This is a genomic window from Streptomyces sp. NBC_00597, assembly GCF_041431095.1.
Taxonomy (GTDB): Bacteria; Actinomycetota; Actinomycetes; order Streptomycetales; family Streptomycetaceae; genus Streptomyces.
Window position 1 is genome coordinate 2,241,182 of sequence record NZ_CP107757.1, and the last position, 12,151, is coordinate 2,253,332.

Below are 12,151 nucleotides of genomic sequence, written 5' to 3' on the forward strand. Positions count from 1 at the left end.
CGTGATTTGTCGGCTGTCCACAGACGTGCCTGACCCTAACGGCCGCCACTTGAGTCCCAGGTGTGGCGATACACACACTCCGTTCCGGCCATGTTGTGCGATCCCTCCTTGGCCGGGAGTGGTCGTGTGGTCCAGGATCGGCGTCATGGACCTGCTGAACACCCTGGTGGACAAGGGGCTGCGGCGCGAGCTGCCGACCCGCGAAGAGGCGCTCGCCGTTCTGGCGACCTCTGACGATGAACTGCTCGACGTGGTGGCCGCGGCCGGCAAGGTGCGCCGCCAGTGGTTCGGGCGTCGGGTCAAGCTGAACTACCTGGTCAACCTGAAGTCCGGGCTCTGCCCGGAGGACTGCTCCTACTGTTCCCAGCGACTGGGATCGAAAGCGGAGATCCTCAAGTACACGTGGCTCAAGCCGGACGAGGCCTCCCAGGCCGCCGCGGCCGGTGTCGCGGGCGGCGCGAAGCGCGTGTGCCTGGTGGCGAGCGGGCGCGGCCCGACGGACCGCGACGTCGAGCGGGTCGGCAAGACGATCGAGGCGATCAAGGAGCAGAACGAGGGCGTCGAGGTGTGCGCGTGCCTCGGCCTGCTCTCGGACGGCCAGGCGGAGCGTCTGAAGGACGCGGGTGCCGATGCCTACAACCACAACCTCAACACGTCCGAGGCCACGTACGGCCAGATCACCAAGACCCACACCTACGCGGACCGGGTCGACACGGTGCAGAAGGCGCACGCGGCGGGCCTGTCCGCCTGCTCCGGGCTCATCGCGGGCATGGGCGAGAGCGACGAGGACCTGGTCGACGTCGTCTACTCGCTGCGCGAGCTGGACTCTGACTCGGTGCCGGTCAACTTCCTCATCCCCTTCGAGGGCACCCCGCTGGCCAAGGAGTGGAACCTCACCCCGCAGCGCTGCCTGCGGATCCTGGCGATGGTCCGGTTCGTCTGCCCCGACGTGGAGGTCCGGATCGCCGGCGGCCGCGAGGTGCACCTGCGCTCGATGCAGCCGCTCGCGCTGAACATCGCCAACTCGATCTTCCTCGGCGACTACCTCACCAGTGAGGGCCAGGCGGGCCAGGCCGACCTCGACATGATCGCGGACGCCGGCTTCGAGGTGGAGGGCGCCGGTACGACGACCCTCCCGGCGCACCGCGCGGACGCTGCGGCCGCGGCCGCAGCCCACGGGCCGTGCGGCTCCTCCCCGGCGGAGGCGGGCTGCGGCTCGGCGTGCGGCGGCTGCTCGGGCCACGAGCACGAGGCCGTCCCCGCGCAGGCACCGGCCGAGGCCCGGGCCGAGGCGCCGGGCCAGGCTCCGGCGGGCGAGGTCCGCCCGGACCTGGTGGCGGTCCGCCGACGGGGCGCGGGAACGGACCTCGCCCCCAATGCCTGATCAGCACGCCCCGCTGCCGGCCGCGGAACTGCTCGCGCTGGACCGGCAGCACGTCTGGCACCCGTACGGACCGATGCCCGGGCGGCAGGAGCCGCTGGTCGTCTCCTCCGCCTCGGGTGTCCGGCTGCGGCTGGCCGAGCCCTCGCAGGGGCAGGACGAACTGGTCGACGGCATGTCCTCCTGGTGGTCGGCGATCCACGGGTACAACCACCCGGCGCTGAACGAGGCCGTGACCGAGCAACTCGGCCGGATGTCGCACGTGATGTTCGGCGGGCTCACCCACGAGCCCGCCGTCCGCCTCGCCACCCGGCTGGTCGAGATCACCCCGGTCGGCCTGGAGCACGTCTTCCTCGCCGACTCGGGCTCGGTCTCGGTCGAGGTCGCGGTGAAGATGTGCCTCCAGTACTGGCGCTCCATCGGCCGCCCCGGCAAGACCAGGCTCCTGACCTGGCGCGGCGGCTACCACGGGGACACCTGGACGCCGATGGGCGTCTGCGACCCCGAGGGCGGCATGCACGACCTCTGGTCGGGGATCCTCCCGCGCCAGCTCTTCGCCGACGTCCCGCCGAGCGGCTTCGACGGGCCCGTGGACCCCGCGTACGTGGACCACCTGCGCTCCCTGGTCTCCTCGCACGCGGACGAGCTGGCCGCGGTGATCGTGGAACCGGTGGTCCAGGGCGCGGGCGGCATGCGCTTCCACAACCCGGCCTACCTGCGGGTGCTGCGCGAACTGTGCGACGAGTACGACGTCCTGCTCATCCTGGACGAGATCGCCACGGGCTTCGGCCGCACCGGCGCCCTGTTCGCGGCGGACCACGCAGGGATGACCCCGGACGTGATGTGCCTCGGCAAGTCCCTGACCGGCGGCTACCTCACGCTGGCGGCGACCTTGTGCACGGAGCGGGTGGCGGCCGGGATCTCGCAGGGCGCGGTCCCCGTCCTCGCCCACGGGCCGACGTTCATGGGCAACCCGCTCGCCACGGCCGTGGCGCTGGCCTCGATCGACCTACTGCTCGGCCAGGACTGGCAGCGCGAGGTCAAGCGGATCGAGGCGGGGCTGCTGGAGGGCCTGGCCCCGGCGCGGGACCTGCCCGGTGTCCGGGACGTACGCGTCCTGGGCGCGATCGGCGTGGTCCAGCTGACCCACGAGGTCGACGTGGCCGCGGCCACCCGGGCGGCGGTCCGGGAGGGCGTGTGGGTGCGCCCGTTCCGGGACCTGATCTACGTGATGCCGCCGTTCGTGACGGGCGACGCCGACGTGGCCCGCATCTGCCGCGCGGTGTGCGCGGCGGCGGAGGAGGGCTGACATGACGGTGCTCATGGTCTCGGGCACGGGCACGGAGATCGGCAAGACGGTGGTCACGTCGGCGATCGCGGCCGCCGCGGTGGCGTCGGGCCGCTCGGTGGCGGTCCTGAAGCCGGCCCAGACGGGCATGGAACCCGGTGCTCCGGGTGATGCGGCGGAGGCGGTCCGGCTGGCCGGACCGGCGGTCACGGCGGTGGAACTGGCCCGCTACCCGGAACCCTTGGCCCCGGACACGGCGGCCCGCCGCTCCGGCCTGCCCACGGTCTCGCCGGCAGCCGTCGCAGAGGCCGCGGAGCGGCTCGCCCGCTCCCACGACCTGGTCCTGGTGGAGGGTGCGGGCGGCCTGCTGGTCCGCTTCGACGAAGCCGGCCACACCCTGGCCGACGCGGCCCGCCTGGTCGGCGCCCCCGTCCTGGTGGTCGCCCCGGCGGCGCTCGGCACCCTCAACTCCACGACCCTGACGGCCGAGGCCCTCCGGGCCCGGGGGCTGGAGTCCCCGGGCGTGGTCATCGGCAGCTGGCCGGCGCAGCCGGACCTGGCCTGCCGCTGCAACCTGGCGGACCTCCCGTCGTCCTCGGGACTCCCGCTGCTGGGCGCGGTCCCGGAAGCTTCGGGATCCCTCTCCCCGGAGGCCTTCTGCGCGGCAGCCCCCGGCTGGCTGTCCCCCGCCCTCTCGGGCACCTGGTCCCCGGAGTCCTTCCTGACGGCCTGGCAGCCCTGATCGGGAGCCGGGGTCCGGACTCCTGGCCCGGACCCCGGACCCCGGCCACGCAGCGGCCCGGCGGCGCCCCACGGCACCGCCGGGCCGCTGCGTCCGTGCTCCGTTCCCGGCGCGCTCAGTGCCCACCACGGGGCTCGCGGCAGCCGCCCTCCGCGTAGACCCCGTGTGCCTCCACACTCACCGGCACGCCCAGGCGGCCCGTCACGCACGGTCCGCTCTCGGGGATCGACAGGACGAACGAGAGGTTGCCCGGGCCGGATCCGTACACGTCCCCGGTGTCCAGCTCGTATCCGAGTTCCTTCAGGAGCCGACCGAGGTCCTGAGCCGTCTGCGGTGCGCCCTTCCCGCCGGGGCCGCCCAGCGCCACCTCGATCCGCGCGGCGTGCGCATCACCCCGGCACCGGGCCTGCGGACTGAGCCCGACCTGGCTCTTGTACCCGTGGTTCTCCGCGTACTTGCGCGCCTCCGGGTCCGTGGGCAGGTCGTCCGGCGTGGCCGACGGGGCGGCAGTGTCCATGCCCGCGCACGCCTTGGCCACCTCGGGGAAGAGCGCGTCGTGGCGGGCCACCGCGGCCGCCTCCCGGGCGGCGTGGTCCGGGGTCGGGCTCAAGGACGGCACCGGGGACGGGCCGGCGGCCGCGCCGCTCCCGGACACCTCGGTGCCGCAGGCGGTCAGTACGAGCGCCCCTGCGGCGAGCAGCACGGCGCCGACGGCGGTGGTACGGGAGGTCACTGGGTCTCCGCTTCCTGGGTCGGGCCCCGGCGGCGGGGCGACTCCGATTCCTGCGATCACCCGATTGTCCACATCCGGCGGTCCCGGACTCCTGAGTACGCGTACTCAACCGACCGGCGGACGGCCGGTTTTGCGGGCCTCCCGGACGGGGAACAGCCGGGCAGGGCAACCGCACCCGCCGCCACCCCGCCCCCGGAGGCCCGCCATGCCCGCTCCACATCGCGACCCGGACTCCGTCAACCACCCGCTCTTCGCCCGGTTCTACGCCCGTTTCAGCACCACGGCCGAGACCCGCGGCGGCATCGGCGCCCTGCGCCGCGAGCTCCTGCACGGCGTATCCGGCCGGGTCATCGAGATCGGTGCCGGCAACGGCCTCAACTTCGCGCACTACCCGCGCGCCGTCTCCGAGGTCGTGGCCGTCGAACCGGAGCGGCGGCTACGCCGGCTCGCCGCCGACGCCGCCCTGCGCGCCGAGGTCCCGGTCGATGTCGTGCCGGGTGTCGCCGAGGCACTCCCGGTCAAGAGCGAGGCCTTCGACGCCGCGGTCGCCTCCCTCGTGCTGTGCTCCGTACGGGACCTGCCCCGCGCGCTCGCGGAGCTCCACCGGGTGCTCCGCCCCGACGCCGAGCTCCGCTTCTTCGAACACGGCCGCGCGCCCACCGCCGGCATGGCCGCCGTCCAGCGCACCCTGGACCGGACCGTCTGGCCCCGTCTCTTCGGCGGGTGCCACACCTACCGGGACCCGGCCGCCGCGATCGGGGCCGCCGGATTCCGGTCCGTCTCGTACCGCAGCTTCCGGCTCCCCGAGCGCGGGCCCGCGTTCCCGAGTTCGTACTGCGTGATCGGGTCGGCCCGCCGCGGTCCGGGGTAGGGCTCAGGCGTCGAGCGGCTTGACCCAGCGCGTCCAGTGGTCCTCGGGGTGGTACCCCGCCGCGTCCCACGCCCCGTGCGCCCCCTCGTTGCGGTCCAGCACCATCGCGTCGGCGCGGCGTCCGCCGAGCTCGCGGAACCGTTCCTCCGCGGCGGCCAGCAGCGCCGATCCGATGCCCTGCCGGCGGTGCGCCGGGTGTACCGCGAGCCGGTACAGGTGGCAGCGCCAGCCGTCGAAGCCGGCGATCACGGTGCCGACGAGTTCGCCGCCCCGGCGGGCGAGCAGCAGGGCGCGCGGATCGCGGGCGTGGAGCTGCTCGACCCCGGCGAGGTCGTCACTGATACTCGTTCCCTCGGCGGCGGTCTTCCAGAAGTCGAGCACGGAGGGGAGATCGGCGACCGACGCGGGACCGACATGAAGATCACTCATGGCCGGATCCCATCATCCGGGTGCGCTCCGCCAAAAGCATGAGCCCTCCCCTTTGCCTTTCCTTTACCATGGTGGACAGCAGTCGACCGACCCGAACGAAAGGTGTGAGCGTCCGCCCATGGGCGAGCCCCCCGGTACCCGACATCGCGCAATACCCCTCCTCCTGGCTGATCATGGGACGGAGGTGACCGACCGATGACCGAAGTGCTCCTGCTCCTCGTAGCGCTGCTGCTCTGCCTTGCCTGCGGAGTCTTCGTCGCGGCCGAGTTCTCCCTGACCACCGTCGAGCGCAGCGAGCTCGAACAGGCCGTCGAGCGCGGCGAGCCCGGCGCCGAGAGCGCCTTGACGGCCGTCCGGAGCCTGACGTTCCAGCTGTCCGGCGCCCAGCTCGGCATCACCGTGACCGGCCTGGTCATCGGCATGATCTCCAAGCCCTCGATCGCCGCCCTCCTGCAAGGTCCCTTCGAGGCCGTGGGGCTGTCGGCCGGCGCCGCCTCCTCCGTCGCCCTGGTCCTGGGCACCGTGCTGTCGACCCTCGTCCTGATGGTCGTCGGCGAGCTGGTGCCCAAGAACTGGGCGATCTCGTCCCCACTGGCCATCGCCAAGCGGGTGGCCACCATGCAACGGGTCTTCAGTCGCGCGTTCCGGCCGTTCATCAGCCATCTGAACAGCACGGCGAACCACCTGGTCCGCCGCTTCGGCATGGAACCCGCCGAGGAGCTCGCTTCCGCCCGCACTCCGCAGGAGCTGGTGGCGCTCGCCCGGCACTCCGCCAAGGCGGGCGCGCTGGAGAAGGACACCGCCGAGCTGTTCGTACGGACCCTCAACCTGGCCGACCTGACCGCGGAGAACGTCATGACCCCGCGCGTCCAGGTCACCGCCCTCGACGTGCAGACCACCGCCGAGGACGTGGCGAACGCGACGCTCGCGACCGGCCTGTCGCGCTTCCCGGTCTACCGGGGCAGCCTCGACACCGTCGTCGGTACCGTCCACATCAAGGACGTGGTCGCCCTGCCCGCCGGGGAACGGCACCGCCGCCCCGTCTCCCAGCTGCTGCGCGAACCGCTCCTCGTACCGGAGTCGCTGACCGTGGACCGGCTGCTGGACCTGCTGTCGGGCCGCCGGACGATGGCCGTGGTGATCGACGAGTACGGGGGCACGGCCGGCGTCGTGACCCTGGAGGACATCGTCGAGGAGGTCGTCGGCGAGGTGCGCGACGAGCACGACCCGCACGAGACCGCGGACCTGGCCCCGGCCGGTACGGACGCCTCCGGGCGCCGCCTCTACTCCGCCGACGGAGCCGCGCGCACCGACCAGCTGGAGCGGATCGGACTGCGCGTGCCGGACGGCCCATACGAGACCCTCGCCGGCCTGATAGCGACGGAGCTGGGCCGGATCCCGGCCGTCGGCGACAGCATGGAGCTGGGCGGCTGGCGGCTCGACGTCGTGGACGCGAGCGGGCGACGGGCCGCACGGGTGCTGCTGCACGCGCCGGTCGAGCCGCCGCAAGACAAGGGTGGGGAGGCAGCCCGATGACGGTGCTCCAACTGCTGATCGGCCTGGCGACCCTGGTCGTCAACGCCTTCTTCGTCGGCGCCGAGTTCGCGCTGATCTCGGTGCGGCGCAGCCAGATCGAACCGCACGCCGAGCGGGGCGACCGGCGGGCGCGCGCGGTGCTATGGGCGCTGGAACACGTGTCGGCGCTGATGGCGGCGGCCCAGCTGGGCATCACGCTGTGCACCCTGGTCCTGGGTGTGGTGGCCGAGCCGGCCATCGCCCACCTGCTGACCCCGCTGTTCGACCTCGTGGGCGTGCCGTCGGGGCTGACGCACGCGATCTCGTTCGTGATCGCCCTGGCACTGGCGACGTACCTGCACATGCTCTTCGGCGAGATGCTGCCGAAGAACGTGGCGCTGTCCGAGCCCGTGCGCACCGCACTGCTGCTCGGTCCGCCGCTCGTCACCCTGACCCGGGCGCTGAAGCCGGTGATCTTCGCGGTCAACGCCTTCGCCAACCTCCTGCTGCGACTGCTGCGGGTGGACGTCAAGGACGAGGTCGCGGCGACCTTCACCGACGACGAGCTGGCGCGGATCGTCAAGGACTCCAGCGAGGCGGGACTGATCGACGGCCGGGCGAGCGAGCGGCTGTACGACGCCCTGGAACTGGGCCGGCGGCCGGTCACCGATGTGGTGCTGCCGCTGGACCGGGTCGTCGTGGCCCGGGACGGCATCACGCCGACGGGCCTGGAACAGCTGTCCGCCTCATCCGGGTACTCCCGCTTCCCGGTGATCGACGCGCAGGCCGGGATCCTCGGGTACCTGCACGTCAAGGACGCCCTCGACGCGGACGGGCCGGAGCGGGACGAGTCGTTCCCGGTGTCCGCGCTGCGCCCGATCGCGCAGGTACGAGCGGAGACCCCGCTGGACGACGTGCTGACCGCGATGCGGCGCAGCCGGACGCACCTGGCGGCGGTACTCGGCTCGGGCGGGGCGATGACGGGCCTGGTCACGATGGAGGACGTGCTGCGCGAGCTGTTCGGCCGGCCGGCCTCCGCCTGACGCCGCCGCCACCGCAGTGGTGCCCCGGCCCTACGCGGTCGGGGTACTGCGCGGTAGCATCGCTCCGCCATGGAGATGAATGCGCCTTACACCAGTTTCGTCGCGGTCGGCGACTCCTTCACCGAAGGCATGTCCGACCTGCTGCCCGACGGTTCCTACCGGGGCTGGGCCGACCTGCTGGCCGCCCGCCTCGCGGCGCGCGAGCCCGACTTCCGCTACGCGAACCTCGCGGTCCGCGGAAAGCTGATCGGGCAGATCGCCACGGACCAGGCCCCGGTCGCGGCGTCGATGGGCGCTGACGTGGTGACGCTGGTCGGCGGCCTGAACGACGCGCTACGCCCGAAGGTCGACATGGATCGGGTGCGCGGGCACCTGGAGGAGGCCGTGGGGCTGCTGGCACCCACCTGCAAGACGCTGGTGCTGATGCGCTCTCCGGGCCGCAACGGGCCGGTGATGGACCGCTTCCGTCCGCGCATGGAGGAGCTCTTCGTCATCATCGAGGAGCTCGCCGCCCGGCACGGGGCGCTGGTGGTCGACCTGTACGGGGCCGCCGCCCTCGCCGACCCCCGCATGTGGGACGTGGACCGGCTGCACCTGACGGCCGAGGGCCACCGCCGCGTGGCGGAGGCGGTCTGGCAGACGCTGGGCCTGCCGCCCGAACAGGACTGGCGAACCGAGCTCCCGCCCGCGATACCGCCCGGCTGGGCCGCGCGCCGCTCGCAGGACCTGAGCTTCGCCCGGCAGCACCTGCTGCCGTGGGTCGGCCGCCGGTTGACGGGCCGCTCCTCCGGGGACGGCCGTCCGGCCAAGCGCCCGGAGCTGCTGCCGTACGAGGCCGCCGCGGGCGAGCGTCACTCGTAGCAAGACACAATCCAGGGTGGGGTCCCTACCTGCGTAAACGCACAGCGGCGGCACAAGTAGAATCCCTACACGTGACTGCCAAGCCCCGCATCCCCAATGTCCTGGCCGGCCGCTACGCCTCCGCGGAGCTCGCCGTCCTGTGGTCCCCCGAGTACAAGGTGACGCTGGAGCGGCGGCTGTGGCTCGCCGTGCTCCGCGCCCAGAAGGACCTCGGCATCGACGTCCCGGACGCCGCCCTCGCCGACTACGAGCGCGTCCTGGAGACGGTCGACCTCGCCTCCATCGCGGAGCGCGAGAAGGTCACCCGGCACGACGTGAAGGCCCGCATCGAGGAGTTCAACGCCCTCGCCGGCCACGAGCACGTCCACAAGGGCATGACCTCCCGCGACCTCACCGAGAACGTCGAGCAGCTCCAGATCCGGCTCTCGCTGGAGCTGGCCCGCGACCGTACGGTCGCCGTCCTCGCCCGGCTCGGCAAGCTGGCCGGCGAGCACGCCGAGCTCGTCATGGCCGGCCGCTCCCACAACGTGGCCGCGCAGGCCACCACCCTGGGCAAGCGCTTCGCCACCGCAGCCGACGAGCTGCTGGTCGCCTACGACCGCCTGGAGGACCTGCTGGGCCGCTACCCGCTGCGCGGCATCAAGGGCCCGGTGGGCACCGCCCAGGACATGCTCGACCTGCTGGGCGGCGACGCCGCCAAGCTGGCCGACCTGGAGCAGCGCATCGCCGCCCACCTCGGCTTCGCCCAGGCCTTCACCTCCGTCGGCCAGGTCTACCCGCGCTCGCTCGACTACGACGTTGTCACCGCCCTGGTGCAGCTGGCCGCGGCCCCCTCGTCGATCGCGAAGACGATCCGCCTGATGGCCGGCCACGAGCTGGTCACCGAAGGCTTCAAGCCCGGCCAGGTCGGCTCCTCCGCGATGCCGCACAAGATGAACACCCGCTCCTGCGAGCGCGTCAACGGCCTGATGGTCATCCTGCGCGGCTACGCCTCGATGACCGGCGAGCTGGCAGGCGACCAGTGGAACGAGGGCGACGTCTCCTGCTCCGTGGTCCGCCGCGTGGCGCTGCCCGACGCGTTCTTCGCGTTCGACGGCCTGCTGGAAACCTTCCTGACGGTCCTCGACGAGTTCGGCGCCTTCCCTGCGGTCGTGGCCCGCGAGCTGGACCGCTACCTGCCGTTCCTGGCGACCACCAAGGTCCTGATGGGCGCGGTGCGCGCGGGTGTCGGCCGCGAGGCGGCCCACGAGGTCATCAAGGAGCACGCGGTGGCCTCCGCGCTCGCCATGCGCGAGCAGGGCGCCGAGCGCAACGAGCTGCTCGACAAGCTGGCCGCCGACGAGCGGATGCCGCTGGACCGGGCCCAGCTCGACGCCCTGATGGCCGACAAGCTGTCCTTCACGGGCGCAGCCGGTGACCAGGTCGCCGCGGTGGTCTCCCGTATCGAGGCGATCGCCAAGCAGCACCCGGAGGCCGCCGGATACACGCCGGGGTCGATCCTCTGACCCCCGAAGAGCTGAGCGCCGCCCGTGACCGCGTCCTCCCGGACGTGGTCGCGGGCGGTCTGCGTGTGCTGTTCTGCGGGATCAACCCTGGTCTCCTCTCCGCCGCGACGGGCCATCACTTCGCCCGCCCCGGCAATCGCTTCTGGCCGGTGCTGCACCTGTCCGGCTTCACCCCGCGCCGCCTGGATCCCGCGGAGCAGGAGGAGCTGCTGACCTACCGGCTCGGCATCACCAACGTCGTCGCCCGCGCCACGGCCCGGGCGGACGAGCTGAGCGCCGAGGAGTTCCGCGAGGGCGGCCGCATCCTCACCGCCAAGGTGGAGCTGCTGCGCCCGCAATGGCTGGCGGTCGTCGGGGTCACCGCCTACCGCACGGCCTTCGGCGAGCGAAAGGCCCAGATCGGCTCCCAGGACCGGACCATCGGTTCCACCCGCATCTGGGTGCTCCCCAACCCCAGCGGCCTGAACGCCCACTGGACCGCCGAGTCCATGGCCCAGGAGTACGCCCGCCTCCGCACGGCCGCCGGGGCGACTCCCGAGCCCTCCGAGTCCTAGGGCGGGTCGATCACGGTCACCGCGACCATGAGCTGCGGTGAGTGGTCGGTCCCCCACTGGGCCTCGTAGACGGCGACCCAGCGGTCCTCGGCCCGCCAGAGGTGCAGGTGGTCGCTGGTGTCGCCGATCTCCTGCCACGGCTGCGGCACGTCGCCGGACTCCGTCCGCAGCCGCAGGCTGTCGAGCGTGAACCGGTCGGGCTTCCCCCACCGCTCCTCCAGCCGCTGGACCAGGGCCTCGAACTCAGCGGACACCTGGTCCTCGTGCGCCACACGGTCGGCCGCGTCCTCGTCCCCGTACCACCGGCTGCCGCCCAGCTCGGCGAGGTGGTAGCCGGGCCCGCTGGTGCCCACTTCGGACCTGCCCCGGACGTCGGGGAAGTCACGCGTCCGGAGCCGGTCGATCGTGTCGAGATGCTCTGCCGTGGTCATGCCGTCAGTATCCCGCCGACCACTGACAACTGGCCCTGCGTCACGCGTCCCGCCGGCGCACCGCCAGCCATCCGCCGATCAGGGCAGCCGCCGTCCACAGCGCCATCACCCCGAGCCCGGTCCAGGGCCCCAGGTCTCCGGTCATCTCCTGGTGCATCACCAGCTGCCCGGCGCGGTCCGGCAGGTACTGGGCCACACCCGCGGCCTTCGCGCCGATGATGAACGACACCATCAGCACGAACGGTATGAGCAGGCTCAGTACGGCCGTCGCGCTGCGCAGCACCGCCGTGAGTCCGGCGGCGAACAGGGTCATGAGCATCAGGTAGAGGCCACTACCGAAGATCGCGCGGAGGGTGCCCGGGCCGCCCAGCTCCAGAGCGTACGGGCCCATGAACTGCTGGCCCGCGACGAAGGTGACGAGACCGGTGATCTGGCCCATCAGCAAGGCGGCACCCCCCACCGCGGCCATCTTCGACAGGTAGAAGCGGGTGCGGTTCGGCACGGCGGTCAGCGACGTCCGCACGCCGCCGTTGTGGAATTCGGCGGACAGCGCGTTCGCGCCGAAGGCGATGGCCGCCACCTGCCCGAACAGGAGGCCGTAGTAGGCCGCGAAGAGGGGGTCGTCGCCCATGCTGCCGGCTTCGGCGTCACCTATCAGCGCGGCTGTCAGCGTCTGGATCCCGGCCGTGGCGACCAGGATGGCGATCAGGGCCCCGAAGGTGCCCCGCAGGGAACGTATCTTGATCCATTCCGAGTGCAGAACGGGGACGGTGGGCAGAGCGGCGCTCATGGCGAAGC

13 protein-coding genes are annotated in these 12,151 nt (G+C 72.6%); 9 read left to right on the top strand and 4 right to left on the bottom strand.

The features are described from left to right. The first annotated feature begins 145 nt into the window (after positions 1-145). Genes bioB through bioD form a run of 3 tightly spaced genes read left to right on the top strand, consistent with a single transcriptional unit; the run spans position 146 to position 3,411 of the window. On the top strand, positions 146-1,384 hold the full coding sequence (bioB, locus tag OG974_RS09750) for a biotin synthase BioB (RefSeq protein ID WP_327282269.1): 1,239 nt from the start codon (positions 146-148) through the stop codon (positions 1,382-1,384). After that, positions 1,377-2,690 (top strand): adenosylmethionine--8-amino-7-oxononanoate transaminase, encoded by a 1,314-nt coding sequence (locus OG974_RS09755; RefSeq protein WP_327282270.1) that lies wholly within the window; start codon positions 1,377-1,379, stop codon positions 2,688-2,690. Before bioB ends, OG974_RS09755 begins: the two co-directional genes overlap by 8 nt. A gap of 1 nt (position 2,691) precedes the next feature. Further along, complete coding sequence (gene bioD, locus OG974_RS09760; RefSeq protein WP_327282271.1) at positions 2,692-3,411, top strand: dethiobiotin synthase; 720 nt, start codon at positions 2,692-2,694, stop codon at positions 3,409-3,411. A 115-nt stretch (positions 3,412-3,526) separates the two neighbouring features. On the opposite strand, the gene OG974_RS09765 is transcribed toward bioD, so the two are convergent. Continuing rightward, entirely contained in the window at positions 3,527-4,144 is a 618-nt protein-coding gene (locus OG974_RS09765) for a hypothetical protein (RefSeq protein WP_327282272.1), read from the bottom strand. A 205-nt stretch (positions 4,145-4,349) separates the two neighbouring features. Between OG974_RS09765 and OG974_RS09770 the strand changes: the two genes are divergently transcribed. Next, complete coding sequence (locus OG974_RS09770; RefSeq protein WP_327282273.1) at positions 4,350-5,015, top strand: class I SAM-dependent methyltransferase; 666 nt, start codon at positions 4,350-4,352, stop codon at positions 5,013-5,015. Between the two features lie 3 nt (positions 5,016-5,018). Here OG974_RS09770 and OG974_RS09775 read toward each other — a convergent pair whose 3' ends face one another. Continuing rightward, a complete protein-coding gene (locus OG974_RS09775; protein WP_327282274.1) occupies positions 5,019-5,444 on the bottom strand; it encodes a GNAT family N-acetyltransferase in 426 nt (141 codons plus the stop codon). Between the two features lie 195 nt (positions 5,445-5,639). Between OG974_RS09775 and OG974_RS09780 the strand changes: the two genes are divergently transcribed. The 5 genes from OG974_RS09780 to mug all read left to right on the top strand — a co-directional run bounded on the left by OG974_RS09780 (position 5,640) and on the right by mug (position 10,922). After that, entirely contained in the window at positions 5,640-6,980 is a 1,341-nt protein-coding gene (locus OG974_RS09780) for a hemolysin family protein (RefSeq protein WP_327282275.1), read from the top strand. Further along, complete coding sequence (locus OG974_RS09785) at positions 6,977-8,002, top strand: hemolysin family protein (protein ID WP_327282276.1); 1,026 nt, start codon at positions 6,977-6,979, stop codon at positions 8,000-8,002. The genes OG974_RS09780 and OG974_RS09785 overlap by 4 nt, the downstream gene beginning before the upstream one ends. A gap of 69 nt (positions 8,003-8,071) precedes the next feature. Further along, a complete protein-coding gene (locus OG974_RS09790) occupies positions 8,072-8,863 on the top strand; it encodes an SGNH/GDSL hydrolase family protein (protein ID WP_329312952.1) in 792 nt (263 codons plus the stop codon). 71 nt (positions 8,864-8,934) lie between these two features. Further along, entirely contained in the window at positions 8,935-10,368 is a 1,434-nt protein-coding gene (gene purB / locus OG974_RS09795; protein WP_030300188.1) for an adenylosuccinate lyase, read from the top strand. Beyond that, entirely contained in the window at positions 10,365-10,922 is a 558-nt protein-coding gene (gene mug, locus OG974_RS09800; RefSeq protein ID WP_327286025.1) for a G/U mismatch-specific DNA glycosylase, read from the top strand. The genes purB and mug overlap by 4 nt, the downstream gene beginning before the upstream one ends. On the opposite strand, the gene OG974_RS09805 is transcribed toward mug, so the two are convergent. Together OG974_RS09805 and OG974_RS09810 are read right to left on the bottom strand one after the other, a co-directional pair. Then, positions 10,919-11,353 (bottom strand): hypothetical protein, encoded by a 435-nt coding sequence (locus OG974_RS09805; protein WP_327282300.1) that lies wholly within the window; start codon positions 11,351-11,353, stop codon positions 10,919-10,921. The two genes, mug and OG974_RS09805, sit on opposite strands and share 4 nt — an antisense overlap. 40 nt (positions 11,354-11,393) lie before the next feature. After that, positions 11,394-12,143, bottom strand: coding sequence for an ABC transporter permease subunit (locus tag OG974_RS09810; protein WP_371646196.1), 750 nt, complete (start codon positions 12,141-12,143; stop codon positions 11,394-11,396). Positions 12,144-12,151: the final 8 nt, after the last annotated feature.